This is a genomic window from Streptomyces sp. NPDC127117, from assembly GCF_042677325.1.
In the GTDB taxonomy this organism is placed as follows: domain Bacteria; phylum Actinomycetota; class Actinomycetes; order Streptomycetales; family Streptomycetaceae; genus Streptomyces.
Genome location: NZ_JBHXTM010000003.1, coordinates 1 through 26,570, shown reverse-complemented (window position 1 = coordinate 26,570; position 26,570 = coordinate 1). Strand labels below are relative to the sequence as shown.

The window sequence follows — 26,570 nt, the reverse complement described above, 5'->3', positions numbered from 1 at the left end:
TGTGTCCTTCCCCGCCGCTCCCCCGTTCATTCCTGCTCCCCCGCCGCTCCCCGCCGCCGGACCGCCGTCGCGGCGTACCGGCAGCCCTCTGGAGGCCGCCGGCGGCCTTGTGACGGCTCCCCGGCCGAACGGAACGGCCGGTGGGCCACACCCCTGTCGGAGTGTGGCCCACCGGCCGTGCAACCGCTCTGCGGGTCGCCCCTACGCCTCGGCGTCGGCCGAGACCGCGGGCTGCGAAGACTTCTCCGCGGCGACCGTCTTCTTGGCTGTCGCCTTCTTGGCCGTCGTCTTCTTCGCGGCGGTCTTCTTGGCCGCCGTCTTCTTGGTGGCCGCCTTCTTCGCCGTGGCCTTCTTGGCGGTCTTGCGGGCCGCCTTCTTGACCGGGGCCTCCGCCTCGACGGTCTCGGCGTCGGCCTTCGGCTCGGACTCGGGCTTCGGCTCGGCCGAACCGGTCACCACGACGACCTCCGCGCCGTCCGCACCGGCGGGCGAGCCCGCGGGGGCGGTGACCTTGCGGGTCACCCGGCGACGCGCACGCGGCGGGGCGGCCTCGGGGGCCGCCTCCTCGGGTGCGGCCTCGGGCTGTACGGCCTCGACGACCGGCTCCGGCTGCTCGACCGGGGCGGCGACCGGCTCGGCGGCCTGCACCTCGGCGGCCTGTACCTCGGCGACCGGCTCGACCGGGGCGGGCGAGCCCGCCGGGGCGGTCGCCTTCCGGGTCGCCCGACGACGCGTACGGCCCTGGGGGGCCTCCTCGGCCACCGGGGCCGGAACCTCGGCGGCCGGCTCCGGCTCCACGACCGGCTCGGGCTCGACGACCACGACCGGCTCCGGCTCGGCGACGGCCGGGGCCGCCGCTGCCGCGGCCTTCGGGGCACCGGCCGGGGCCGTTGCCTTACGGGTCGCACGGCGACGGCCGCGGCCGCGCGTGGCGGCCGCCTCGGCCTCGGCCGGGCTGCTGTACAGCTCCTCGTCCGGTACGAACTCCGGCTCGGGCAGCGCCACCGGCGCGGCCACCTCGGCAGCCACCTCGGCCTCGGTCTCGACCTCGGTGGCGGCCTCGGCCTCCACCGCGTGCTCGTGGTCCACGCCGCCCCGGCCACGCTTCTTCGAGCGCTTGCCGTTGCCACCGCCGCCGACCGAGGTCGGCTGCTCCATGTGCACGATGACACCGCGTCCGTTGCAGTGGACGCAGGTCTCGGAGAAGGACTCCAGCAGCCCCTGGCCCACCCGCTTGCGGGTCATCTGGACCAGGCCCAGCGAGGTGACCTCGGCGACCTGGTGCTTCGTACGGTCGCGTCCCAGGCACTCCAGCAGGCGCCGCAGCACCAGATCCCGGTTGGACTCCAGCACCATGTCGATGAAGTCGACGACGACGATGCCACCGAGGTCGCGCAGCCGCAGCTGGCGCACGATCTCCTCGGCCGCCTCCAGGTTGTTCTTGGTGACGGTCTCCTCAAGGTTGCCGCCCTGACCGGTGAACTTGCCGGTGTTGACGTCGACGACGACCATCGCCTCGGTCTTGTCGATCACCAGCGAGCCGCCACTCGGCAGGTAGACCTTGCGGTCCAGCGCCTTCATCAGCTGCTCGTCGATCCGGTACGTCGCGAAGATGTCGACCTCGGAGGTCCACCGCGACAGGCGGTCCGTCAGGTCGGGCGCCACCTGCGAGACGTAACCGTAGATGGTCTCCCACGCGTCGTCGCCGCTGACGATGACCTTGGAGAAGTCCTCGTTGAAGATGTCGCGGACGACCCGGACGGTCATGTCCGGCTCACCGTAGAGCAGGGTCGGCGCGTTGGAGCTGCCGGTGCTCTTCGACTTCTTCTGGATGTCCTCCCACTGCTGCTGGAGCCGCTCGACGTCGCGGCGCAGCTCGTCCTCACTCGCGCCCTCCGCGGCGGTGCGGACGATGACGCCCGCGTCCTCGGGGACGATCTTCTTGAGGATGGTCTTCAGCCGGGCCCGCTCGGTGTCGGGCAGCTTGCGGCTGATGCCGGTCATCGAGCCCTCGGGCACGTAGACCAGGTAGCGGCCGGGCAGCGAGACCTGGCTGGTCAGGCGGGCGCCCTTGTGGCCGATCGGATCCTTGGTCACCTGGACGAGGACGGACTGGCCGGACTTGAGCGCGGTCTCGATGCGGCGCGGCCCGTGGGCCATGCCGAGCGCCTCGAAGTTCACCTCACCGGCGTAGAGCACGGCGTTGCGGCCCTTGCCGATGTCGACGAAGGCGGCCTCCATGGACGGCAGTACGTTCTGCACCTTGCCCAGGTAGACGTTGCCGACGTAGCTGGTGGCCTGCTCCTTGTTGACGTAGTGCTCGACGAGCACGTTGTCCTCAAGAACGCCGATCTGGGTGCGCTCGCCGTTCTGGCGGACGACCATGACCCGCTCCACGGCCTCACGACGGGCCAGGAACTCGGCCTCGGTGATGATCGGGACGCGGCGGCGGCCCTGCTCACGGCCCTCGCGGCGGCGCTGCTTCTTGGCCTCCATCCGGGTCGAGCCCTTGATGGACTGGACCTCGTCGAAGCCGGTGCCGGGCTCCCGCTCCTCCTTCTTACGGGGCTCGCGGACCTTGACGACCGTGCGCTCCGGGTCGTCCGTGCCGGTGTCGGTGTCGGCGGAGACGTCCCCGCTGCGACGACGGCGGCGGCGACGGCGACGGCTGCTGCTCGATCCGGAGGCGGACGCCTCGTGGTCCTCGTCCTCCTCCTCGGGCTCCTGCGCGCGCTCCTGGTCGTCCTCGGCGTGGTCGGCGGCGGCCTCGTCGCCGTGCTGCTCCGCGGCCTCGTCACCCTCACTGGCCTCGCCACGACGGCGGCGACGGCCACCACGACGGCGACGGCGCGAGGGCCGGTCCCCGTACTCGTCCGTCTCCTCGCCCTCGGCCTCGTGATCGGCCTCGACCTCGGCCTCCGGCTCCTCCTCGACCGGCTCCTCCACGGGAGCCACGGCCTGCTCGGGCTCGGCGGCCTCACCACGACGGCGGCGACGGCGACGCGAACCGCCCTGCGGCGCGGCCTCGGCGGCCGGGGCCTCGACGACCGCTGCCGGCTCCTCGACCGTCTCGACCTCTTCCTCGGCCTCGACCTCTTCGTAGCGCGAAGCCGCCGCTGCGGCGGCAGCGGTCTCCGGGGTCTGGAACATCGGCTCGGCGAAGACCGGCGCCTGGAACACGGCCACGGCGGGGCGCGCGGCGCGACGGCCCTTGCGTACGGGCTCCTCGGCCTTGCCGGTGAACTCCGGGCGGCCGGCGGCGGCGGTGGCCCGGCGGCGCTGACGGCCGCGCGGCGCGGCGTCCTCGGCCTCGGCGGGCTCGGCCGCGGGCTGCTCCGCGGTGGGCTGCTCGGCGACGGCCGGTGCTTCCTCGACGATCTCCACGGCCCCGGCGGCCTGCGGCGCACCCGCCGGAGCGGTCGCCTTGCGGGTCGCCCGACGGCGCGTACGCGGGGCCTCGGCGGCCTCGGCGGGCTCGGCGGCCTCTTCCGGCACGGCGGTCTCCGCGACCGGCTCGGCGGCCTGCGGGGCACCGGCCGGGGCCGACGCCCTGCGCCGGGTGCGGCCGCGCGGCGCGGCGGGCTCCGGCTCGGCGGTCTCGGCGGCCGGCTCGGGCTCGGCGACGGCCGGTGCCTCCTCGACGATCTCCACGGCCTCGGCGGCCTGCGGCGCACCGGCCGGGGCGGTCGCCTTACGGACCGCACGACGACGCGTACGCGCCGGCGCCGCCTCCACGACCTCGGCCTCGGCCTCGGGCTCCACAGCCTCGGGCTCGGCAACCGGCACAGCGGCCTCGGTCACCTCGGCGGCCTGCGGCGCACCCGCCGGGGCGGTCGCCTTACGGACCGCACGACGACGCGTACGGGCGGGCGGCGCGGCTTCCGCCGGCGCGGCGCTCTCGGCGTCGGCGGGCTTGCTGTCGGACACTGCGGCGTCAACGGCCGGTATGGCCGGCTCGGCCGCTTCCGCGGCTGCGCTCCGGGCGTCCGCCACCGGCGGACCGGCGGGACGGGACGCGGCGCGGCGCCTGCGGCGCGGCGGCAGCTTGTCGCCGGGTGCGTTGTTCTCTTCGGCGTTCCCGGTCGTGCCGGGTTCGTTGGACTGGGGCATGCGGGCGGTTCTCCCGTCAGGCTCCCGGGCGCCGCGTCTGGTTCCGGGCCGGCACGGTCCGCGCGATGTACGCGGGTCCGCCGTCCGGGGCGCGGGCGCCGCACGGGAGCTCAATGTCTGGCTCGCCGGTTCCGTACGCGTGGTGCGTACGGCCTGGCGAAAGTCTTATGGGTCATCGCGCGGCCCGAACCGGATGGCTCCCGGGTCGAAGGCTGCGCTGCAACGACCGCCTTACGCGGAACCTGCACCTTCCGGCGCCGTCGCGACGGCGGTCCCGGCGGCTGTGGTTGGAGCGGCCGGGGCTGCCTCGCGGTCGGGCGCGAGCGGGTCGGTCACCGTGCCGGACTCCTCGTCGAAGAGCCCCTGCGCCAGCCTGGTCACCGCTGCGGGGACCGGCGGCGCCAGGTCGGCCACAACGCGGAGACCGGACAGGACGTCGTCAGGTCGCACGGCAGGTGTCAAGTGCCGAACAACCAGCCGCAGTATCGCACAGGGCTTGTCCTCGGGCCTATCAGCCTGTGGATCAAGGGCCTGCAGGTCGACCACGGCGGCGCGGGCGTCGAAGGTGCGCATGCCGTTCTTCGCGCGGCGCTGGACCTCGACGGTCTCCGCCTCGTTGAACGCGGCCACGGCCCTCGCCGCGTCCGCCACGGTGACCCCGTCGAGACGGAGCTCCCAGACGGAGGCGGTCAGCCGGTCGGCGAGACCCGAGGTGCGGGCCTCCACGGCATCGGTGATGTCGAGACCGTCCGGCAGCGAGGCGTTGAGCAGGTCGCGCAGGACGGCCGGATCGCGGGCCTCGGTGAGGGCGATCTCCAGGAACTCGGCCTCGCTGCCCGTGCCGGTCGGGGCGGCGTTGGCGTACGACACCTTCGGGTGCGGGGTGAAGCCGGCCGAGTAGGCCATGGGCACCTCGGAGCGGCGCAGTGCCCGCTCGAAGGCGCGCTGGAAGTCACGGTGACTGGTGAACCGGAGGCGGCCGCGCTTGGTGTAGCGCAGTCGGATGCGCTGCACTGCCGGTGCGGGCGGCGGGCCTTCGGGCTGTCGCTTGCCCAGTGGTTCTTCTCCTCGGTGCGGGGCGGACGCGGTGGCACGCCGCCCTCGAAATGCGGGTGGCCCGGGGCGTCCGGTCCGGCTCACCCCCACCCGGCTTTTTGGGCTCCGGGCGAGGAGATCTCTGGTTCGGGCGCCGCGCTGGGCACAGTCGTTGTTTGTTGCGTACCACCCAGCCTACGCGCAAGGGGGCTTCCCGGTTCCCGGGGCTCGGGCTCCCGGGCGCCGCCGACCAGGGCCCGCCACGCATCACGGCGTGCCCGGCGGACGGTCTCGCCCGCCGAGCGCAGCGCGGACCGGGCCGCGCGTCCGGTCTCGACGGCGGCGCGCCTGGCGGGGGCCCAGATCCGATCGCGCAGGAAATGGCCCACCGGTGTGCAGACCGTGCGGTAGGCCCAGGTCACCGGCGCCCCGACCAGATGCCAGGCGAGCCAGGCAATGGCCCGGCCGACGGCCCGCGAGATGTACCCCGCGACCTGCCAGGCGACGCCGATCGCGGCGGCGATCTCCCGGCCGACCGGGGCCAGGACCCGCCGGTACAGCCAACGGACCGGTGCGAGCAGCAGGTTCGCGAGCAGCCACACCACCGCTGCCCACAGCCCGGCCCCGGCGGCCACGATCCCGCGCGCCAGCTTGTCGAGCAGCCAGGCGATGCCGTGTCCGAGCGGGGTGAGCACTTCCCGGTACAGCCACCCCAGCGGCCGTACGGCCAGGTGCTCGACCAGCCAGGCGGCGCCGAGGCCGAGGGGCACCAGGACGTACCGCCACAGTCCGGTCACCGGCAGGACGACGAGAACGGTGAGCACCCACCCGACGGCCCGGCGGATCCCGCGTCCGGCAGGTGCGAGCAGCTCCCGGTACAGCCATCGCAGCCCGTGCCCGACCGGTGTGAGCACCGCCTCGTACAGCCACACCACGGGCGCCACCAGCCCGTACCGCGCCGCGGGCACCACCACGTACCGCCAGAGCGCGACCCACGGCCGGACGAAAACCGCGGCGGCCAGCCACAGCAGCGCATGGCCGACCGGCGTGAGCACCGACTCGTACAGCCAGGTCAGGGCGCGGCCCAGCGGGCGCAGCAGGGTCCGGTCGACGGCGCGGGCCGTCACCACCAGGGCGTCCCAGACCATCCGCACGGGCAGGACGACGACCAGCACCACGATCCGCACCGGGATCCGGATCAGTGTGGTCAGACAGCCCTCGCCGGCTTCGTACTCCGCCGGGGCCTGGTGTTTGCCGTGGTCCATGCCGTGGATGACGCGAAGGCCCGGCCGGGAGTTTCCCGGGCCGGGCCTTCGTCACCGAGCCGTCACCTTGCGGGACGGGCTCGTGGGCGGCTACTTCACGACCGAGAGCGGCAGCAGCTTCTTGCCGGTCGGGCCGATCTGGATGCTGGTGTCCATCTGCGGGCAGACACCGCAGTCGAAGCACGGGGTCCAGCGGCAGTCCTCGACCTCGGTCTCGTCGAGCGAGTCCTGCCAGTCCTCCCAGAGCCAGTCCTTGTCGAGGCCGGAGTCCAGGTGGTCCCAGGGCAGGACCTCCTCGTAGCTCCGCTCGCGGGTGGTGTACCAGTCGACGTCCACGCCGTACTCGGGCAGCGTCTTCTCGGCGGCGGTCATCCAGCGGTCGTAGCTGAAGTGCTCGCGCCAGCCGTCGAAGCGGCCGCCGGACTCGTAGACGGCGCGGATGACGGAGCCGACGCGGCGGTCGCCGCGCGAGAGCAGGCCCTCGACGATGCCGGGCTTGCCGTCGTGGTAGCGGAAGCCGATGGAGCGGCCGTACTTCTTGTCGCCGCGGATCTTGTCCCGCAGCTTGGTCAGCCGGGCGTCGGTCTCCTCGGCACTCAGCTGCGGGGCCCACTGGAACGGGGTGTGCGGCTTGGGCACGAAGCCGCCGATGGAGACGGTGCAGCGGATGTCGTTCTGTCCGGAGACCTCGCGGCCCTTGGCGATCACGTTGACCGCCATGTCGCCGATCTGGAGGACGTCCTCGTCGGTCTCGGTGGGCAGGCCGCACATGAAGTACAGCTTCACCTGGCGCCAGCCGTTGCCGTACGCGGTGGCGACGGTACGGATGAGGTCCTCTTCCGAGACCATCTTGTTGATGACCTTGCGCATCCGCTCGGAGCCGCCCTCGGGGGCGAAGGTGAGTCCGGAGCGGCGGCCGTTGCGGGTCAGCTCGTTGGCCAGGTCCACGTTGAACGCGTCGACGCGGGTGGAGGGCAGCGAGAGGCCGATCTTGTCCTCGGTGTACCGGTCGGCGAGGCCCTTGGCGATCTCACCGATCTCGGTGTGGTCCGCGGAGGACAGCGAGAGCAGGCCGACCTCCTCGAAGCCGGTCGCCTTGAGACCCTTCTCGACCATCTCGCCGATGCCGGTGATGCTTCGCTCCCGCACGGGGCGCGTGATCATGCCGGCCTGGCAGAAACGGCAGCCGCGGGTGCAGCCGCGGAAGATCTCGACGGACATCCGCTCGTGGACGGTCTCGGCGAGGGGGACGAGGGGCTGCTTCGGGTACGGCCACTCGTCGAGGTCCATGACGGTGTGCTTGGAGACCCGCCACGGCACGCCCGACCTGTTCGGTACGACGCGGCCGATGCGGCCGTCCGGGAGGTACTCGACGTCGTAGAAGCCCGGGACGTACACGCCGCCGGTCCTTGCTAGGCGGAAGAGCACCTCCTCGCGGCCGCCGGGGCGGCCCTCGGCCTTCCAGGCGCGGATGATCTCGGTGATCTCCAGGACGGCCTGCTCGCCGTCGCCGATGACCGCGCAGTCGATGAACTCGGCGATCGGCTCGGGGTTGAACGCGGCGTGGCCGCCGGCCAGCACGATCGGGTCGTCGACCGTGCGGTCCTTGGCTTCCAGCGGGATGCCCGCGAGGTCCAGGGCGGTGAGCATGTTGGTGTAGCCGAGCTCGGTGGAGAAGCTCAGCCCGAAGACGTCGAACGCCTTGACCGGGCGGTGACTGTCCACGGTGAACTGCGGGACCTGGTGCTCGCGCATCAGCTCTTCGAGGTCCGGCCACACGCTGTAGGTGCGCTCGGCGAGCACGCCCTGGCGTTCGTTGAGCACCTCGTAGAGGATCATGACGCCCTGGTTGGGGAGCCCGACCTCGTACGCGTCCGGGTACATCAGGGCCCAGCGGACGTCGCATTCGTCCCACGGCTTGACGGTGGAGTTCAGTTCACCGCCGACGTACTGGATGGGCTTCTGCACATGCGGGAGCAGAGCTTCGAGCTGTGGGAAGACCGAATCGACAGACATCGCGCACTTTCGAGAGCCGGCAAGGGTGACCATCAAGCGTACCCCGATGCTCAGCCTCCCAGCGCCGCCCGGAGCTCCGGGCGCGACGCCCGCTCCCAGACCTCCGGCAGCTCACGCTCGCTGGCGGCGGCGGCCGCCTCCTCCCGCCCGTACAGCAGTCCCCAGGTGAAGGCCGGCTCCCCAGCGGCGTGTGCCTGGACCGCCAGGGTGCGCAGTGCCTCGCGGGCCACCACGCTGTCCTGGTGGTCGCCGAGGAGGCTCTGGACGGCCTTCATCCGCTTGGCGAACCGCTTGGCGGGTTTCCCGAGCGCGGGCCGGGCCGCCTCCGCCGCGTACCGGACGCGTTTGGCGGCCTTGCGGGCCTCGTGCGCGGCCAGGTCCCGGTCGTGGCCGGGCGGCAGCTCCAGGGCGTGGCCGATCCGGGTCGCGAGGCGCCCGTACTCCTTCAGCACCGCGCGGGGCAGCGCCCGCTCCGGGGCGCGGGACGCGGCGGGCAGCAGGGGCGGGACGGCGAGCAGGGTGTCCAGGCTCTCCAGGAGGGCCAGATACCGCTCCCCGTCGAGCACGGCGACGGTGCGGCGGCGGGAACCGCCGCGCCGGGCCGCCGACCGGATGCGGAGCCGGCCGCGCACCGGGCCCAGGGCCAGGGCGCGGGGCAGCGCGTCGAGGCCGGAGCGCAGCCGGGCGTCGAGCACCTCCTGGTCGCGGTCGATGCCCAGCTCGGCGGCCAGCCATTTCAGCTCGGCCCCCACGGGGTCGGTGACATCGCGGTCGAGGATCTTCCGGTAGGTCCGCAGGGCGCTGCGCAGCCTGCGGGTGGCGACGCGCAGCTGGTGCACGGAGTCGGGGAGGTCGCGCCGCACGGCGGGGTCCAGGGCGACGATCGCCTCTCTCTGGCGGCGGATGTACGCGAGGACGTGATCGCCCGCGGTGGGCCGCCCGGTCCTCGCGGCGGGGCGGCTCTTCCGCCGCTGCGGCGCGGTCTCGGCGAGCGCTCTGGACAGCTTGGACGGGGACGCGGACGGGCGGATCCCCGCCTTGCGCAGCCGGCGCTCCACGGCGTCCAGGAAGGCCGGGTCGCCGTCGTCCGCGAGTTCGGCCTCGATCTCGGTCCAGGCGGCCGTGGAGCCGCCGTCCGTCAGCCGTTCGGCCCGCACCCGGTCGACGCTGACCTCGGCGAGCAGCGCGCCCCGGGCGTCGAGGAGGTGGTGGACGTCGCGGGCGGAGACCAGCCGGACGACGGGAGCGAGTCCGCGGTCACGGGCCCGGGAACGCAGCAGCCCCGCGAAGGAGCGGGGCAGGGTGTCGGAGAGGGGTTCCCGCAGCTCGTCCCGGATGCCGGAGGCAACCGGGAACTTGAGGTGCCAGCCCGCGTCGCTCCCGCCGGTGCGGCGGCGCAGGGTGAGGGAGTCCGCCGCGAGCCGGAGGTCCTCGGTGTCGTAGTAGACGGCGTCCAGTTCGGTGACGCCCCGGTGGGCGACGGCCGAGACCCCGGTCACCCGGCTCAGGTCCGGGAGCCGGGTGGCCGCGGTGGCTTCGTACTTCCGCTCGATCTCGCGCTTCGAGTCCGCCATGACCCGAATCTAGACGTGTTGTGCGCGAATGGGCAGTGCTGCGGTGCCGGCTCAGGCGCTTATCGGCCGTTGCACCCTGATCGACTGGAGCAGCCCGACGGCCACCCAGACGGCGAACATCGAGGATCCTCCGTACGACACGAACGGCAGCGGGAGTCCGGCGACCGGCATGATGCCGAGCGTCATCCCGATGTTCTCGAAGGCCTGGAAGGCGAACCAGGCGATGATTCCGGCGGCGACGATCGTGCCGTACAGCTCGGTCGTCTCGCGGGCGATCCGGCAGGCGCGCCACAGGACGACGCCGAGCAGTACGAGGATCAGGCCGGCGCCGAGGAAGCCGAGCTCCTCGCCCGCGACGGTGAAGACGAAGTCGGTCTGCTGCTCGGGGACGAACTGGCCGGTGGTCTGGGTGCCGTGGAAGAGGCCCGTTCCGGAGAGGCCGCCGGAGCCGATCGCGATGCGGGCCTGGTTGGTGTTGTAGCCGACGCCCGCCGGGTCGAGCGCGGGGTTGGCGAAGGCGGCGAAGCGGGCGATCTGGTACTCGTCGAGCAGGCCGAGCTGCCAGATCGCGACCGCGCCTGCCACGCCCGCGCCGAGCAGGCCGGCGATCCAGCGGTTGGAGGCGCCGGAGGCGAGGAGCACGCCGAGCACGATGACGACCATGACCATCACGGAGCCGAGGTCCGGCATTCCCATGACGACCGCCATCGGGACGGCCGCCAGGCCGAGCGCCTTGGCGACGGTCCGGTGGTCGGGGTGGAGCTGGTCGCCCGCGTCGACGCGCTCGGCGAGCAGCATCGCCATGATCAGGATGATGGTGATCTTGGTGAACTCGGACGGCTGGAGCGAGAAGCCGCCGCCGATGATGATCCAGGCGTGGGCGCCGTTGACGGTGGCGCCGAGCGGGGTGAGCACCGCGAGCACCAGGAGCACCGAGAGGCCGTAGAGGATCGGGACGGCGCCGCGCAGGGTGCGGTGGCCGAGCCAGATCGTGCCGACCATCAGGGCGAAGCCGATGCCGGTGTTGAGGGCGTGCCGGAAGAGGAAGTAGTACGGGTCGCCGTGGGTGAGCGAGTCGCGCCCCCGGGTCGCCGAGTAGACCAGCAGCGAGCCGATGAAGGAGAGCGCGATCGCGGATCCGAGCAGCGGCCAGTCGAGTTTGCGTACGACGGAGTCGCGGGCGGTGAGTTTGCCCCAGGCGGACCGCTCGGGGGCGTACCGCTGGACGGAGAAGCCGGCCATCAGTCACGCCTCCCCAGCGTCGCGGCGAGGGTCTGCTCCTGCGGGGTCTTCTGCGAGTCCGGGTTGTAGGGCTTGATCTCCGGGGCGTCGATCGAGCCGTCCTGCTGGATCTTCGGCAGGGACTTCTGCGGGGTGGGCAGCAGCGCCTTCTTCAGGTCCTGCTTGCCGGAGTCGTCGAGACCGTAGAGGGCGTCGTAGATGTTGCGCACGGCGGGCCCGGACGCGCCGGAGCCCGTACCGCCCTGGGAGATCGTCATGACGATCGAGTAGTCCTTGGTGTACGTGGCGAACCAGGAGGTCGTCTGCTTGCCGTAGACCTCGGCCGTACCCGTCTTGGCGTGCATCGGGATCTTGTCCTGCGGCCAGCCGCCGAATCGCCAGGCGGCCGAACCGCGGGTCGCGACACCCGCGAGGGCACCGTCTATCTCGTTGCGCGTCTTGCGGCTGAAGGGCAGCTTGCCGTGCGACTTGGGCTCGATCTCCTGGACGGTCCTGCCGTCACCGCTGACGATCGCCTTGCCGACGGTGGGGTCGTAGAGGGTGCCGCCGTTGGAGATCGCGGCGTAGATGGTGGCCATCTGGATCGGGGTGACGAGCGTGTCGCCCTGGCCGATCGAGTAGTTGACGGAGTCACCGGCGCGCATCTTGTCGCCTTCGAGGCAGTTCTCGTACGCGATCTGCTCGACGTACGTGCCGCCCTTCTTGCCCTGCTTGCACCAGGCGTCCTTGTTCGCCTTGTAGAAGTCCTGCTTCCACTTGCGGTCGGGAACCCGGCCGCTGACCTCGTTGGGGAGGTCGATGCCGGTCTCCTTGCCGAGGCCGAACTGGTGGGCGGTCCTGTAGAACCAGTCCTTGGCGTTCTTCTTGGGGTTCATCCCGCCGTCCTTCAGCCACTCCTTGTGCGCGATGCCGTAGTACACGGTGTCGCAGGAGACTTCGAGCGCCCGGCCGATGGTGATGGAGCCGTAGCCCTGGGACTCGAAGTTCTTGAAGGTCTGCCCGCCGACGTTGTACGAGCTGGGGCAGGGGTAGTTGCCGTCGAAGGGGTATCCGGCGTTGACCGCGGCGGTCGAGGAGATGACCTTGAAGATCGAGCCGGGGGCGGCCTGGCCCTGGATGGCCCGGTTCAGCAGCGGGAAGTTGGAGTTCTTGCCGGTGAGCTTGGCGTAGTCCTTGGCGGAGATGCCGCCGACCCAGGAGTTGGGGTCGTAGTTCGGCAGGGAGGCCATCGAGACGACGCGGCCGGTCTTGGCCTCCATGACGACGACGGCGCCCGAGTCGGCCTTGTAGTTCTCGCCGGTGTTCTTGTCGAAGGACTGCCGGGCGGCCTTCATGGCCTCGTTGAGCTCGTACTCGGCGACGGCCTGGACCCTGGCGTCGATCGAGGTGACGACGGTGGAGCCGGGCTCCGCCTTGTCGTTCTTGGCCTGGCCGATGACCCGGCCGAGGTTGTCGACCTCGTAGCGGGTGACCCCGGCCTTGCCGCGCAGTTCCTTGTCGTAGGTGCGCTCCAGGCCGGAGCGGCCGACCTGGTCGGAGCGCAGGTACGGCGAGTCGGTGTCCTGGGCCTTGGTGATCTCGTCGTCGGTGACCGGCGAGAGGTAGCCGAGGACCTGGGCGGTGTTGGCCTTGCCGGGCGCTCCGTACCGGCGTACGGCGGTGGGTTCGGCGGTGATGCCGGGGAAGTCCTCGGCGCGTTCGCGGATCGTGAGGGCCTGCTGGGTGGTGGCCTCGTCGGTGACCGGGATCGGCTGGTACGGCGAGCCGTTCCAGCAGGGCTGCGGCGTCTTGGAGTCGCAGAGCCGGACCTTGTCGAGGACTTCCTTGGGCTTCATGCCGAGGACACCGGCGAGCCGGGTCAGGACGCTCTTGCCGTCGTCGTCCATCTTCATCAGCTCGGTGCGGCTCGCGGAGACGACCAGCCGGGTCTCGTTGTCGGCCAGCGGCACACCGCGCGCGTCGAGGATGGAGCCGCGGACGGCGGGCTGGACGACCTGCTGTACGTGGTTGTTCTTCGCCTCGTCGCTGTACTCCTGGCCGTTGCGGATCTGGAGGTACCAGAGGCGCCCGCCGAGGGTGAGCAGCAGGGAGAAGACGAGGACCTGGATGACGATGAGCCGGATCTGGACCCGCTGGGTCCGGCCGGTCTCGGGGATGTTGGTCACGGGGCGCCCCCGGTGGTGGTCGGGCCGGGGGTACGCGCGGTGTCCCGCCTGCGGTGCGGCCTCACAGTCGCTTGACCCCCTTGATCCGTCCGGCGCGGGAGGCGCGGTTGCGGGCGGCCTTGACGCGCAGTCCGCCGCGCTGGCTGCCGATCCGCAGTCCGGTGCCGGAGGCGAGCCAGCCCGCGGCCACGTCGCCGCCGCCGGAGGTGTCGGCGAGCGGGTCGTTCACCGTGCGTCTGGCGATGGCCATGACCAGCGGTACGACGAAGGGGGCGAGGAGCAGGTCGTAGACGGCCGCGGTGAACAGCAGGCTGCCGAGGCCGACATGACGGGCCGCCGTGTCCCCGACGAGCGCGCCGACCAGCGCGTACAGCAGGGTCGAGCCGATCGCCGCGGCGACCACCCCGATCATCGGGACCATCGCCGACTTCAGCTGCCCGTTCTCCGGCTTCGCCAGCCCGGCGAGGTAGCCGATGACGCACAGGACCAGTGCGTAGCGTCCGGCGGCGTGGTCGGCGGGCGGTGCCAGGTCGGCGAGGAGTCCCGCGCCGAAGCCGATGAGGGCGCCGCTGACGTGCCCGTACACGAAGGCGAGGGCGAGGACGACGAGGAGCAGCAGGTCGGGCACGGCGCCGGGGAGCTGGAGGCGGGCGAGCACGGAGACCTGGACGACGAGGGCGACGACGACCAGGACGGTGGAGAGCAGAATCCGGTTCAGACGCATGGGAATCAGCTCTACCTCTGCTCGTTGACCGCGTTGCCGGCGTTCGGTGTGGCGTCCGGACCGCCGCTCGGGTCCGGGCTGCCGCTGGGATCCGGGCTCTCGTGGATGTTCCCGACCACGTTTCCTTCGGTGTCGACGATGTCTCCGTTGGGCGAGATGGTGACGGTGACGGTGGGGGTGGGCTTCGGCTTCGCGGGCTTGGCGGGCTGCTTCGGCAGGACCATGTCGCGGGGGTCCTCGCGCGGGGCCTGGACCACGACGCCGACGATGTCGAGCTTGGTGAAGCCGACGTACGGACGGACGTAGACGGTACGGGTCAGGCCGCCGCCGGACGGGTCCACCCGGACGACCTCGCCGACCGGGACGCCGGGCACGAAGGGCTTGTCCTTGCTGGAGCCGAAGGTGACCAGCCGGTCGCCCTTCTTCACCTTGGCCTTGCCGTTGAGGAACTGGACGGACAGCGGCTGGGAGCCCTGGCCGGTGGCGAAGCCCAGTTCGTCGGTCTTCTCCATGCGGGTGCCGACGGTGAAGTCGGGGTCGTTGGCGAGGAGCACCGTGGCGGTGTCCGGGCCGACGGTGGTGACCCGGCCGACCAGGCCGTCACCGTTGATGACCGTCATGTCGCGCTTGATTCCGTCGTCGGAACCCGCGTCGATGGTGACCGTCCAGGAGAAGCCCTGGGCCGCTCCTATGGCGATGACCTCGGCGCCCTTGATGCCGTACTGTCCGGCGGCCGACTTCTTCAGCATCCGGTCGAGCTCACGGACCCTGCTGCGGTTGCGGTCGTCGCTGCCGAGCTTCGTCTTGAGCGCGGCGTTCTGCTGTTCCAGCTGGGCGATCCGGTTGTGCCGTTCACCGGAGTCGCGTACCGCCCCTATGGCGTTGCCCACCGGGTCGACGGCGGCCGCGACGCCGTTCTCCACCGGCCCGAAGGCCGCTGCGGCGGCCCGCCGGGCGCCGTCCACCGGCGACTCCTCGCCTCCGCGGATGTCCACCGTGATCAATGCGAACGCGATGGCGATCAGCAGCACCAGGAGCAGCCGGCTCTCTCGTGTGTCCCTCACGTGCGGCGGCCGTGCCTTCCTCGTCGGAATGTTCGTGCCTGTATATCAACGATCGGCCGTACGGAACCGCAGTGTTCCGTACGGCGGACCGATTGTGTTGTCCACCCGCGGGGTTGCTCACCTGCGGGGCTGGGCGTCCAGCACCTGCTGGAGCGCCTCGAACTCCTCGACGCACTTGCCGGATCCGAGCGCCACCGAGTCCAGCGGGTCCTCCGCGATGTGGATCGGCATGCCGGTCTCGCGGCGCAGCCGCTCGTCCAGTCCGCGCAGCAGCGCGCCGCCGCCGGTGAGGACGATGCCGCGGTCCATGACGTCGCCGGAGAGCTCCGGCGGGCACTTGTCGAGCGTGGTCTTCACGGCGTCGACGATCGCGTTGACCGGCTCCTCGATGGCCTTGCGGACCTCGGCGGCCGAGATGACCACGGTCTTGGGCAGCCCGGAGACCAGGTCGCGGCCGCGGATCTCGGTGTGCTCGTCCTTGTCCATGTCGTACGCCGAACCGATGGTGATCTTGATCTGCTCGGCGGTGCGCTCGCCGAGGAGGAGTGAGTACTCCTTCTTGACGTGCTGGATGATCGCGTTGTCCAGTTCGTCGCCGGCGACGCGGATCGACTGGGCAGTGACGATTCCGCCCAGCGAGATGACCGCGACCTCGGTGGTGCCGCCACCGATGTCGACGACCATGTTGCCGGTGGCCTCGTGGACCGGCAGCCCGGAGCCGATGGCCGCGGCCATGGGCTCCTCGATGATGTGCACCTGGCGCGCACCGGCCTGCGTCGATGCCTCGATGACGGCGCGTCGCTCGACCCCGGTGATGCCGGAGGGCACGCAGACGACGACCCGCGGGCGGGCCAGGTAGCGGCGCTTGTGGATCTTCAGGATGAAGTAGCGGAGCATCCGCTCGGTGATCTCGAAGTCGGCGATCACGCCGTCCTTCAGGGGCCGTACGGCAACGATGTTGCCCGGTGTACGCCCGATCATCTTCTTGGCCTCGGAGCCGACCGCCAGGATCCCGCCGGTGTTGGTGTTGATGGCCACGACGGACGGCTCGTTCAGAACGATGCCGCGCCCCCTGACGTACACCAGCGTGTTGGCAGTCCCGAGGTCGATAGCCATGTCACGGCCGATGAACGACATTGATTTCCCCTTGTTCCCCATTGAGGATGCGTCGGGCCTTCCGAGAAAGCGATGTGGCTTGTTCTGGACGGCGAGCTGAGCGCTGCGGGCGTGGAAGATTCCATCGTAGTGCCGTATTGACGGACACCGCGCGAGGGTCCTTCGCCATTGTGGGCGGAACGGGTGGCCGTTCCACTCATGGTGACGTTACGTCGGAGGGATGCGTTCCCGCGATCTGGGACCCTATACCGAAGGGCGACCGAATTAATTCGGTCGCCCCAGGTCATGAGCGCTGTTCGGCTGATCGCGGATCAGACGAGTCCGGGGAAGAAGAGCTTCAGTTCCCGCTCCGCGGACTCCTCGGAGTCCGAGGCGTGGATGAGGTTCTCCCGGGTGATGGTGCCGAAGTCGCCCCGGATGGAGCCGGGCGCGGCGGCGATCGGGTCGGTGGGGCCGGCCAGCGTCCGGATGCCCTCGATGACCCGCTCGCCCTCGGCGACCAGCGCCACGATCGGGCCGGACTGCATGAACTCGACGAGCGGCTCGTAGAACGGGCGGCCGACGTGCTCGGCGTAGTGCTGCTCCAGCGTGGCGCGGTCGAGGGTGCGCAGCTCCAGTGCGGTGATCCGCCAGCCGGCCTTGCGCTCGATCCGCCCGACGATCTCGCCGACCAGTCCGCGCCGGACCGCGTCGGGCTTGAGGAGAACGAGGGTGCGCTGGGTCATGGTGTGCGGCTCCTTGCAGGCATGCGGGTGCGGTGAACCGAGGCTACAGGGGTACGGGGGCCGCCCGGCGGCCGGGTTTGGCCACCGGGCACCGGGTCAGCCGCCGGCCGGCGCCTCGGCGGCTTCCTGCGCCGCCGCCCAGCGGGCCTTCGCCTCGTCGATCTTGCGGCCGTAGTGCACCGAGGCCCACCACAGACCGGCGAAGACCACGCCGAGGATGAACATCATCGGGACGACGAAGCCGCTCAGCACCAGGGCGATCTGCAGCGCCCAGCCGAGCTGTATGCCACCGGGACGGGTGACCATCCCGCAGAGCAGCACGGAGAGCAGCATGCCGATGCCGCAGACCGTCCAGACCGTGGCACCGGTCAGGTCGTCGGACTTCATCGCGACGAGTCCGGCGAAGCCGATGACGAAGAACTCGCCGATCAGCGTGGATGCACAGAGCGTACGCATGCGGTCAGCGCCTTCCCAGAAGCAGCCGGGCCTCGCCGACCGTGATCACGGAGCCGGTCACCAGCACCCCGGCGCCCGCGTACTCGTCCTCTTCCTCGGCGAGGGTGATCGCCGCCTCCAGGGCGTCGTCCAGGCGCGGCTCCACCTGGACGCGGTCCTCGCCGAAGACCTCGACCGCGACGGCGGCCAGTTCGTCGACGTCCATCGCGCGGCCGCTGGAGTTCTGCGTGATGACGACCTCGGCGAAGATCGGCTCGAAGGCTTCGAGGAGCCCCTTGACGTCCTTGTCGCCGCTGGCGCCGACCACACCGATCAGCCGGGAGAAGCCGAACGCCTCGGAGAGGCCGTCGGCGGTGGCGCGGGCGCCCGCGGGGTTGTGCGCCGCGTCCAGGACGACGGTGGGGCTGGAGCGGACGACTTCGAGGCGGCCCGGGGAGACCACCGAGGCGAACGCCCGGCGGACCGTGTCGACGTCGAGCGAGCCGGGCTGCTCGGCACCGATCCCGAAGAACGCCTCCACCGCGGAGAGCGCCACCGCCGCGTTGTGCGCCTGGTGGGCGCCGTACAGCGGGAGGAAGATCTCCTCGTACTCGCCGCCGAGGCCGCGCAGCGTCAGCAGCTGGCCGCCGACCGCGATCTCGCGGGAGACGACGCCGAACTCCATGCCCTCGCGGGCGACCGTGGCGTCGACCTCGACGGCCTTCTTCAGCATGACCTGCGCGGCGTCCACCGGCTGCTGGGCCAGGATGACCGTGGCGCCCTGCTTGATGATTCCGGACTTCTCACCGGCGATCTCGGCGGGCGTGGTGCCGAGCCGGTCGGTGTGGTCCAGCGAGATGGGGGTGACGACGGCGACCGAGGAGTCGATGACGTTGGTCGCGTCCCAGCTGCCGCCCATGCCGACCTCGACTACCGCGACGTCGACCGGGGCGTCGGCGAAGGCCGCGTAGGCCATGCCCGTCAGCACCTCGAAGAAGGAGAGCCGGTACGGCTGCTGGGCGTCGACCATCTCGACGTACGGCTTGATGTCCTGGTACGCCTCGATGAACCGCTCGGGGTCGATCGGGGAGCCGTCCAGGCTGATCCGCTCGGTGATCGACTGGACGTGCGGCGAGGTGTAGCGGCCGGTGCGCAGGTCGAAGGCGCCGAGCAGCGCCTCGATCATGCGGGCCGTGCTCGTCTTGCCGTTGGTCCCGGTGATGTGGATCGAGGGGTATGCGCGCTGGGGCTCGCCGAGCACGTCCATCAGCGCGGCGATACGCGCGACGGAGGGCTCCAGCTTGGTCTCGCCCCAGCGTCCGGCGAGCTCCTGCTCCACGGCGCGCAGCGCCTTGTCCACCTCGGGGTCGGCGGGGCGGGCGGGGACCTCGTCGCCCTGCGGCGGTCCGGAGCGGGTGCGCAGCGTGCGGCTCCCGGCCTCGATCACCGCCAGGTCGGGGTCGCGCTGGGTCTCTTCGTCGACGATCTCCGCGAAGGTCTCGTCGGGATCGGAGTCGTCGTGCCGGTCGGAAGGGCGGGGCTCACTCACGGGGCCAGTCTACGGATGGGCACGGACATCGCACGCAGCGCCCGGTGGCGGGCCCGGTTCAGCCACGCGGGGAGCGCCGTCGGCATGTCGCGCCGGGTGGGCGCATGGTGGAGATGTGCGCTCCCGCCCGCTGATCCTGATCGCCGCACCCGACGGCCTGCATCCGGCGCTCGCCCGGGTGAGTGCCGACCCGCAGTACGAGACGCTGGTCGTCCACACCGGCGAGAGCGTGCTGCGCGCCCTGTACAGATACCGCCCGGACGGGCTGATCCTCAGCCTCCGGCTGCCCGGCCTCGATCCGTGGGAGGTGCTGAGCCGGGTGCGGGACATGAGCGATCTGCCGATCGCCGTGGTGGACCTGACGTACCGGGTGGCGGACGCCGCCCGCGCCCTGGAGGCGGGGGCCGACGACTATCTGACGCCCGGACTCTCGGAGCGGCTGCACGGGCCGCTGCTGCGGGCCCGGCTGCGGCGCACCGCCGACGCCCCGCCCGAGACCGCGTCCGTCGTCGAGGACGGTCTGCTCACCCTGGACCTGAGCACGCACGAGGCCGTCCTGTCGGGGCACCGGCTCGACCTCACCCCGATCGAGTTCGCCCTGCTGGCCGCGCTCGCCCGCCATCCGGGGCAGGTGCTCTCCGCGGACCGGCTGCTGCGGATGGTGTGGGACGTGTCCGCGGACAGCGATGCCTCGCGGGTGAAGTACACGGTGCTGCGGCTGCGCCGGAAGATCGCCGGGGCGACCGGTGCGCCCGCGCCCATCGAGACCGTACGGGGTGTGGGGTACCGCTACCCCGCGCAGCCCGGTCAGGACTGAGGTCCCGGCCGGGACCGGGGCAATAGGGCCCGCCGCCCGGCGGCCCGCGGGGGCACAAGGTCCCGGACACAGGTCCCCTCCGGCACGTCCGGGCCGCGCTGCAACCCGGCTGCAACCCGCACACACCGGTTCTGCCACCGCCGTCCCCCACTCTGGGGCTCCCCCGAGGCCGGGAACGGCGAGAAGGAACACCGAACTCCATGTACAGCGCACTGCCCGCCCGCTCCGTCGCCGTGATTCTGGGCACCCGCCCCGAACTGGTGAAGCTGGCGCCCGTCATCCACCGGCTCGGCGACGCCACCCGGCTGATCCACACCGGCCAGCACTGGGACGACGCCATGTCCGGCCGGTTCCTGGCGGAGCTGGGGCTGCCCCGTCCCGAGGTGCTCAGCAGCATCGGCGGCACCTCGCGGGCCGTGCAGATCGGCCGTTCGCTGGAGCAGCTGGACGCGCTGTTCGCCGACGACCGGCCCGCCGCCGTCGTCGTCCAGGGCGACACCAACGCCACCCTGGCGGGCGCGCTGGCCGCCAACGCGCGGTCCGTCCCGCTCGTCCACGTCGAGGCCGGGCTGCGCAGCCATGACCCGGCGATGCCGGAGGAGCACAACCGCGTCCTGGTCGACGCGGTCTCCGACGTGCTCTGCGCGGCGACCCCGGACAACCGGGCGAACCTGCTCGCCGAGGGCATCGCCGCCGACCGGATCTCCGTCACCGGCAACACCGTCGTCGAGGCGGTCCGGCGCCACCTTCCCCCGGCCGGGCGGCGCACCGCACTGCTGGCCCGCCACGGGCTCGTCCGCGACCGCTACGTACTCGCCACCGTGCACCGCCCGGAGAACACCGACGGGACGGCGACTCTGCGCACCGTCCTCACCGAGCTGGCCGCCCTCGCCACCGACGAGGTCCCGGTGCTGCTCCCGCTCCACCCGCGCACCCGTGCCCGCATCGAGGCGGAGCGGCTGGGCGGTCTGCTGGCCGGCATCCGTGTCCTGGAGCCGCTCGGGTACGGGGACTTCCTGGCGCTGGCCCGTCATGCCGCGCTGCTGGTCTCCGACTCGGGCGGCATCCAGGAGGAGTGCACGGTGCTGGGGCGCCCGCTGATCGTGGTCCGCCGCTCCACCGAGCGCCCCGAGTCGATGGCCGACTTCGCCGACCTGGTGACGCCCGGCCCGGAGCTCGGCCGGCTGGCACGGCTGCGGCTGGCGCAGGGCGACCGGGGGCTGCGGCGGCTGGCCGCACTGCCCAGCCCGTACGGCGACGGTCTCGCCGCCGAACGGATCGCGCGGCTCGTCGCCACGGCCGCCGGAGCGGCCGGGCCCGCCGCCGGGCAGGCCCTGGCCGCCTGACCGGCCTTCTCGTCCCGATGCACAGCAGTCACGTCGATGGAAAGCAGCCATGCCCAGCTCACTCGCCCCCGTTCTGCTCGTCCTTCCCTTCGTCCTGCTGCTGGGCTTCCTGCTCTACTGGGCGGGGGCCCGCCGGTCGTATCTGCGCCGCTCCCCCGTCGTGCCCGGTGACGCCTCCCTGCTCGACTGGCATTTCTTCGTGCCGTGCCGGGACGAGGAGGCGGTCGTCGGCACGACCGTGACCCGGCTGCGTACCGACTTCCCGGCGTCGGACGTCTGGGTGATCGACGACGACAGCGAGGACCGCACGGGCGCCGTCGTCGCGGCGCTCGCCGACGACGACCCGCGGGTGCATCTGGTCCGGCGCCGCCGTCCGGACGCCAGGACCGGGAAGGGCGCGGCGCTCAACGCCGCGTACGACCGGCTCGGGGCGTTCCTGCCGGAGGGCACCGACCGCTCGAAGGTGGTCGTCTGTGTCGTGGACGCGGACGGGCAGCTCGACCCGCGCGCGCTGGAGCTGGTGTCGGGCCCCGAGGCGTTCGGCGACCCGGACGTCGGCGGTGTGCAGATCGGCGTACGGATGCGCAACGCGGGCGACCGCCGGCCCTTCCCGGAACGCGGACGCCCGGTGAACGCGGCGGCCCGGGTCCTGGTGCGGGTGCAGGACATGGAGTTCGCGGTGTCCAACGCCGGTATGCAGCTGCTGCGCAACCGCACGGGCTCCACCGGCCTCGGCGGCAACGGCCAGTTCACCCGGCTCGGCGCGCTGGACCGGGTCGGCGAGGCAGAGCGCCGCCCGTGGCGGAAGGGCGCGCTGCTTGAGGACTACGAGCTGGGCCTCCACATGCTGCTGGCGGGCTACCGCACGACGCATGTCGCCGACACCTGGGTCTCCCAGGAGGCGCTGCCCAGCGTCCGCCGGCTGCTGACCCAGCGCACCCGCTGGGCCCAGGGGAACCTGCAGTGCGTGCGTTACGCGCCCCGGATCGTCTCGTCCCGTCACATTCCGGGCCGCGGGGTGCTGGAGACCCTGTACACCTTCGTCCAGCCGCTGGCCCATCTGGTGACCCTGGCGCTGACCGTGCTCGTGTTCGGCGCGCTCGCCGTGGGCCTGATCCGGGGGCAGGGCGCTGACGAGGTGATGGCCCTGCTGGACCACTGGCCGCTGATCCTGGTGCTGGCGGCGGTGTCCATCACCCCGTTCGTCCTGTGGGGCCCGGTCTACCGCCGCGACCACGCCCCGGACGCCTCGTTCGCGCGCTCGCTGGTGTGGGGGCTGGCGCTGTGGCTGTACGCGTACCACCTGTTCGTCGTCTCGGCGCGGGCCTTCGTGCGGATGCTGCGCGGCCGCAACGGCTGGGCGAAGACCCGGCGCAACGCGGAGCCGGTGACCGCGGGCCCGGTGGCGCTGGAGTCCTGACGCACGTGGAACGGGCGAAGCCCCCGTACCCCTGGTCGGTCAGGGGTACGGGGGCTCCGTGCTCAGGTCATCAGCTCTGCGGCAGGTTCGCCAGCTGACCGGAGATCCGCTCGATGTCGGCCTCGGCCTTGGCGAGCCGGCCGCGGATCTTGTCGACCACGTTGTCCGGGGCCTTGCCGAGGAACGCCTCGTTGGAGAGCTTGCCGAGGGCCTGGGCCTTCTCCTTCTCGGCGGCGCCCAGGTCCTTCGTCAGGCGCTTGCGCTCGGCCTCGACATCGATGGTGCCGGAGAGGTCGAGGGCGACCGTGGCCCCGGCGACGGGCAGCGTCGCCGTGGCGTGGAAGCCCTCCTCGGCGGGCTGGAGGCGCAGCAGCTGGCGGATGGCCGCCTCGTGCGGGGCGAGCGGCGTACCGGTCAGGGTGAGCTCGGCCGGGACCTTCTGGCCGGGCTGCAGGCCCTGGTCGGAGCGGAACCGGCGGACCTCGGTGACGACCTGCTGGACGAGCGCGATCTCCTGCTCGGCCGCGGCGTCGCGGAAGCCGCCCGGGGCGTCAGCCCCGGGAACGGACACAGCCTTCGGCCAGTCGGCGATGACGACGGACTCCCGGCCGGTGAGCGCGGTCCAGAGCGTCTCCGTGACGAACGGGACGACCGGGTGCAGCAGGCGCAGCATCACGTCGAGGACCTCGCCGAGGACCCGGCCCGAGACCTCGGCCGGGCGGCCGCCCGCGAAGAACGTGGTCTTGGACAGCTCGACGTACCAGTCGAAGACCTCGTCCCAGGCGAAGTGCCGCAGCGCCTCGCTGAGCTTGGAGAACTGGAAGTCGTCGTAGTACGCGTCGACCTCGGCGACGGTGCTGCCCAGCCGGGAGAGGATCCAGCGGTCGGTCACCGACATCTCGTCGGCGGACGGCAGCTCGCCCTCGATCGTGGCGCCGTTCATCAGCGCGAAGCGCGTGGCGTTCCAGATCTTGTTGGCGAACTTGGCGGAGCCCTGGACCCACTCCTCGCCGATCGGGACGTCGACGCCGGGGTTGGCACCGCGCGCCAGGGTGAAGCGCAGCGCGTCCGAGCCGTACTTGTCCATCCAGTCCAGCGGGTTGACGACGTTGCCGAAGGACTTCGACATCTTCTTGCCGTGCTCGTCGCGGACCATGCCGTGCAGGACGATGGTCTCGAACGGCGGGACGCCGTCGTTGACGTACAGGCCGAACATCATCATCCGGGCGACCCAGAAGAAGAGGATGTCGTAGCCGGTGACCAGGACCGAGTTCGGGTAGAACTTCGCGAGGCTGTCGGTCTGTTCGGGCCAGCCGAGCGTGGAGAACGGCCACAGGCCGGAGGAGAACCAGGTGTCCAGGACGTCGGCGTCCTGCGTCCAGCCCTCACCGGTGGGGGGCTCGTCGTCCGGGCCGACGCAGACCATCTCTCCGTCGGGTCCGTGCCAGACGGGAATCCGGTGCCCCCACCACAGCTGGCGCGAGATGCACCAGTCGTGGAGGTTGTCGACCCAGTCGAAGTACCGCTTCTCCATCTCCTGGGGGTGGATCTTGACCTTGCCGTCGCGGACGGCGTCACCGGCCGCCTTGGCGAGCGGGGCGACCTTGACCCACCACTGCATGGACAGCCGGGGCTCGACGGTGGTCTTGCAGCGCGAGCAGTGGCCGACGGAGTGGACGTACGGCCGCTTCTCGGCGACGATCCGGCCCTCGGCACGCAGCGCGGCGACGATCGCGGAGCGGGCCTCCAGCCGGTCCAGGCCCTCGAACGGGCCGGGGACGGTGATGACCGCGCGCTCGTCCATGACCGTGAGGAACGGCAGGTCGTGGCGCGTACCGATCTCGAAGTCGTTCGGGTCGTGCGCGGGAGTGACCTTCACGGCGCCGGTGCCGAACTCCGGGTCGACGTGGTGGTCGGCGACGACGGGGATCGTGCGGTCGGTCAGCGGCAGCCGGATCTGCTTGCCGACGAGGTGCCTGTAGCGCTCGTCGTCGGGGTGGACGGCGACGGCGGTGTCACCGAGCATCGTCTCGGCGCGGGTCGTGGCGACGACGATGGTGTCGTCCCCGTCCCCGTACGTCATCGAGACCAGCTCGCCGTCGTCGTCCTGGTACTCGACCTCGATGTCCGAGATCGCGGTCAGACAACGCGGGCACCAGTTGACGATGCGCTCTTTGCGATAGATGAGCTCGTCGTCGTACATCCGCTTGAAGATGGTCTGGACGGCGGTGGACAGGCCCTCGTCCATGGTGAAGCGCTCACGGGACCAGGCGACGCCCTCACCGAGGCGGCGCATCTGGCCGGAGATCTGGCCGCCGGACTCGTTCTTCCACTGCCAGACGCGCTCGACGAAGGCCTCGCGACCCAGGTCGTGGCGGGACTTGCCCTCCTTGCCGAGCTCGCGCTCGACGACGTTCTGGGTGGCGATGCCGGCGTGGTCCATGCCGGGCTGGTACAGCGCCTCGAAGCCCTGCATGCGCTTGCGGCGGACGAGGGCGTCGATCAGCGTGTGTTCGAAGGCGTGCCCCAGGTGCAGGCTGCCCGTGACGTTCGGCGGCGGGATGACGATGGAGTACGGCGGCTTCTCGCTGTGCTCGTCGGCTTCGAAGTAACCCCGCTCTACCCAGCGCTCATACAGCTTCCCCTCTACCTCGGCCGGTGTGTACTGGGTCGGCAGTTCGGGGTTGCTGGCTGGCGTCTGCTGAGTGTTCTCGGTCACGGGGGACAGTTTAGGGCCGTCACAGTCATGCACTGAAACCGGTTTGTTGAGTAACGGTGTGACTCCCGGTGCTCCATCCGGGCAAGCCTTCCGCCAGGATGTTCGGAACGCATAAGCATTCCGAACAGGGGACACCGCAGATGAGCTACAACCAGCCGGGCCCGTACGGCGGCCAGCCGCCCCAGGGCCAGCCCGGTCCGTACGGCCAGCAGCCGCAGGGTCAGCCCGGACCGTACGGCCAGCAGCCGGGCCCGTACGGCCAGCAGCCCCCGCAGGGCCAGCCCGGTTACGGCTACCCCCAGCAGGCTCCCCAGGGTGTCCCGCCGCAGCAGCAGCCCCAGCCGGGCTACGGCTACCCCCAGGCCCAGCAGCCCGGCCCCTACGGCCAGCAGCCCCCCACTCCCCCGTACGGCGGCCAGCCGGCCTACGGCACGATGCCGATGCCCCCGGCCCAGCCGAAGAAGAAGACCGGCCTGATCATCGGCAGCGTGATCGTGGCTGTAGCGGTCATCGCGGGCGGCGTGTACTTCCTGACGTCGGGCGGTGGCAGCGGCTCCGTGGCGGACTCCACCAAGGGGTACAAGCTGACGCCCGCGGCCTCGGTCGACGAGTACAAGAAGAAGTCGACCGGCGAGATCTCGGGGCCGGCGACCGGTCAGCGCAAGACCAAGGCCGAAGCCATGGGCGTCAAGAACCCCCAGCAGGCGGGGGCCGACTACCAGGCCGGCACCGAGGACAATCCGCTCACCACCAAGGCGCTCAACCTGCAGGGTGCCTGGGGCGAGGTCGCCGACCCGGCCAAGGCCATCGAGGTTTCCTTCGCCAACGCCGAAGCGGCGATGAAGGAAGGCAAGGCGGGCATGACCGTCGAACTCGTCGGTAGCCCCGAGTCCGTCACGCCGTCCGGATTCGAAGGCGCGCTGATGAAGTGCCAGGAGATGAAGATCTCCAACCCGAGCGGCGACGGCAGCGCCACGAAGGGCCCGAAGGAATTCACGGTCCCGGTCTGCGTCTGGGCCGACTACAGCACGGTCGGTGTGGTCAACGCCATCGACACGGCGCTCGCCCTGGCCGGGAAGGGCATCCCCCTGGACGACATGGCCACCCTGACCGCCAAGCTCTACAACACCTCCCGCACCAAGGTCTGATCGGGCTGCGGCATACGGAAAAGGGGCGCCCTGCCGGGCGCCCCCTTTGCGGAATCCTAACCCGACCCCGACGTAAAGTTCCCCCCCCCCACCCCCAAGC

Annotated in this window: 18 protein-coding genes; 4 read left to right on the top strand and 14 right to left on the bottom strand. The window is 71.5% G+C overall.

What is annotated here, in order from left to right; translation table 11 throughout:
* Window positions 1–201: 201 nt before the first annotated feature.
* The 13 genes from ACFVH0_RS03610 to ACFVH0_RS03550 all read right to left on the bottom strand — a co-directional run bounded on the left by ACFVH0_RS03610 (window position 202) and on the right by ACFVH0_RS03550 (window position 19,020).
* The gene (locus ACFVH0_RS03610) at window positions 202–4,110 is read right to left on the bottom strand and encodes an Rne/Rng family ribonuclease (RefSeq protein WP_385817816.1); all 3,909 of its coding nucleotides are present in this window, start codon (window positions 4,108–4,110) and stop codon (window positions 202–204) included.
* A gap of 231 nt (window positions 4,111–4,341) precedes the next feature.
* Complete coding sequence (locus tag ACFVH0_RS03605; RefSeq protein WP_385817815.1) at window positions 4,342–5,124, bottom strand: TIGR03936 family radical SAM-associated protein; 783 nt, start codon at window positions 5,122–5,124, stop codon at window positions 4,342–4,344.
* 122 nt (window positions 5,125–5,246) lie between these two features.
* Window positions 5,247–6,410 (bottom strand): hypothetical protein, encoded by a 1,164-nt coding sequence (locus ACFVH0_RS03600; protein WP_385817814.1) that lies wholly within the window; start codon window positions 6,408–6,410, stop codon window positions 5,247–5,249.
* Window positions 6,411–6,500: 90 nt separating this feature from the next.
* Window positions 6,501–8,426 (bottom strand): TIGR03960 family B12-binding radical SAM protein, encoded by a 1,926-nt coding sequence (locus ACFVH0_RS03595; protein ID WP_385817813.1) that lies wholly within the window; start codon window positions 8,424–8,426, stop codon window positions 6,501–6,503.
* A 50-nt stretch (window positions 8,427–8,476) separates the two neighbouring features.
* Window positions 8,477–10,000: a CHAD domain-containing protein gene (locus ACFVH0_RS03590; RefSeq protein WP_385817812.1), complete on the bottom strand. Its 1,524-nt coding sequence runs from the start codon at window positions 9,998–10,000 to the stop codon at window positions 8,477–8,479.
* Window positions 10,001–10,051: 51 nt separating this feature from the next.
* The gene (rodA, locus tag ACFVH0_RS03585; RefSeq protein ID WP_385817811.1) at window positions 10,052–11,242 is read right to left on the bottom strand and encodes a rod shape-determining protein RodA; all 1,191 of its coding nucleotides are present in this window, start codon (window positions 11,240–11,242) and stop codon (window positions 10,052–10,054) included.
* Window positions 11,242–13,407, bottom strand: a complete 2,166-nt coding sequence (gene mrdA / locus ACFVH0_RS03580; protein ID WP_385817810.1) for a penicillin-binding protein 2 — start codon at window positions 13,405–13,407, stop codon at window positions 11,242–11,244. Before mrdA ends, rodA begins: the two co-directional genes overlap by 1 nt.
* 61 nt (window positions 13,408–13,468) lie before the next feature.
* On the bottom strand, window positions 13,469–14,131 hold the full coding sequence (gene mreD, locus ACFVH0_RS03575; RefSeq protein ID WP_385817809.1) for a rod shape-determining protein MreD: 663 nt from the start codon (window positions 14,129–14,131) through the stop codon (window positions 13,469–13,471).
* An 11-nt stretch (window positions 14,132–14,142) separates the two neighbouring features.
* Window positions 14,143–15,195, bottom strand: a complete 1,053-nt coding sequence (gene mreC / locus ACFVH0_RS03570) for a rod shape-determining protein MreC (RefSeq protein ID WP_385817808.1) — start codon at window positions 15,193–15,195, stop codon at window positions 14,143–14,145.
* Between the two features lie 117 nt (window positions 15,196–15,312).
* Window positions 15,313–16,332 (bottom strand): rod shape-determining protein, encoded by a 1,020-nt coding sequence (locus tag ACFVH0_RS03565; RefSeq protein ID WP_124717728.1) that lies wholly within the window; start codon window positions 16,330–16,332, stop codon window positions 15,313–15,315.
* A 290-nt stretch (window positions 16,333–16,622) separates the two neighbouring features.
* Window positions 16,623–17,036 carry a nucleoside-diphosphate kinase gene (ndk, locus tag ACFVH0_RS03560; RefSeq protein ID WP_124717727.1) on the bottom strand — a complete coding sequence of 138 codons (414 nt, stop codon included), beginning with the start codon at window positions 17,034–17,036 and terminating at the stop codon, window positions 16,623–16,625.
* A 96-nt stretch (window positions 17,037–17,132) separates the two neighbouring features.
* A complete protein-coding gene (locus tag ACFVH0_RS03555) occupies window positions 17,133–17,492 on the bottom strand; it encodes a DUF4233 domain-containing protein (RefSeq protein ID WP_385817807.1) in 360 nt (119 codons plus the stop codon).
* A 4-nt stretch (window positions 17,493–17,496) separates the two neighbouring features.
* Complete coding sequence (locus ACFVH0_RS03550) at window positions 17,497–19,020, bottom strand: bifunctional folylpolyglutamate synthase/dihydrofolate synthase (protein ID WP_385817806.1); 1,524 nt, start codon at window positions 19,018–19,020, stop codon at window positions 17,497–17,499.
* A 115-nt stretch (window positions 19,021–19,135) separates the two neighbouring features.
* On the opposite strand from ACFVH0_RS03550, the gene ACFVH0_RS03545 reads away from it, so the two are divergent.
* The 3 genes from ACFVH0_RS03545 (at window position 19,136) to ACFVH0_RS03535 (ending at window position 22,603) form a co-directional block, all read left to right on the top strand.
* The gene (locus ACFVH0_RS03545) at window positions 19,136–19,837 is read left to right on the top strand and encodes a response regulator transcription factor (RefSeq protein ID WP_385817805.1); all 702 of its coding nucleotides are present in this window, start codon (window positions 19,136–19,138) and stop codon (window positions 19,835–19,837) included.
* Between the two features lie 200 nt (window positions 19,838–20,037).
* On the top strand, window positions 20,038–21,183 hold the full coding sequence (wecB, locus tag ACFVH0_RS03540; RefSeq protein ID WP_385817804.1) for a non-hydrolyzing UDP-N-acetylglucosamine 2-epimerase: 1,146 nt from the start codon (window positions 20,038–20,040) through the stop codon (window positions 21,181–21,183).
* A 49-nt stretch (window positions 21,184–21,232) separates the two neighbouring features.
* On the top strand, window positions 21,233–22,603 hold the full coding sequence (locus ACFVH0_RS03535) for a glycosyltransferase (RefSeq protein ID WP_385817803.1): 1,371 nt from the start codon (window positions 21,233–21,235) through the stop codon (window positions 22,601–22,603).
* A 70-nt stretch (window positions 22,604–22,673) separates the two neighbouring features.
* Here the strand turns inward: ACFVH0_RS03535 and ACFVH0_RS03530 are convergent, their stop codons facing one another.
* A complete protein-coding gene (locus ACFVH0_RS03530) occupies window positions 22,674–25,322 on the bottom strand; it encodes a valine--tRNA ligase (protein WP_385817802.1) in 2,649 nt (882 codons plus the stop codon).
* 140 nt (window positions 25,323–25,462) lie between these two features.
* Here ACFVH0_RS03530 and ACFVH0_RS03525 point away from each other — a divergent pair, with 140 nt between their 5' ends.
* Window positions 25,463–26,470: a hypothetical protein gene (locus ACFVH0_RS03525; RefSeq protein ID WP_385817801.1), complete on the top strand. Its 1,008-nt coding sequence runs from the start codon at window positions 25,463–25,465 to the stop codon at window positions 26,468–26,470.
* The last annotated feature ends 100 nt before the right edge of the window (window positions 26,471–26,570 follow it).